Source organism: Magnetospirillum sp. UT-4 (genome assembly GCF_902729435.1).
Taxonomy (GTDB): domain Bacteria; phylum Pseudomonadota; class Alphaproteobacteria; order Rhodospirillales; family Magnetospirillaceae; genus Magnetospirillum.
Genome location: NZ_CACVCG010000009.1, coordinates 1 through 384 on the forward strand (window position 1 = coordinate 1; position 384 = coordinate 384).

At 62.8% G+C, this 384-nt stretch carries 1 pseudogene; it reads right to left on the bottom strand.

The features are described from left to right. Nucleotides 1-384 (bottom strand): annotated as a pseudogene (locus MTBUT4_RS00680) (caspase family protein); the annotation flags it as partial.

Consider the following 384-nt stretch of genomic DNA (forward strand, 5'->3'; position numbering starts at 1 on the left):
ACCATGTCGCGATCACCTTGCTTCCGTCGCCCACAAGCTGGGGCGTCTGTGCCCGACCTTGCTTAGCCGCCTCGACGGAGACCTTGCCGGCGATGAAAGATTCCAATCCGCCGACAGTGATGCTCTTGCCTTCGGCGGCTGCCCCTTCCAATCCCTTCATCAGGAAGTACGAGAACAGTCCGTGCCGGACTGCGGGCAGCGAACTGGAAAGCTGGTCATTGGCGGCGGCCGCAAGGATGCTGACGTTCGGCGGGACACCTTCGTCCTTGCCCACGAGAACGACCGGCCGGGCCGACGCTACCAGGGTTTCCTTGCCTCTTGTGCCGCCCGAGTAGCAGGTGTCCAGGAATAAGGTCGCAGAGCGTGCCCCGGCTTCAACGATGA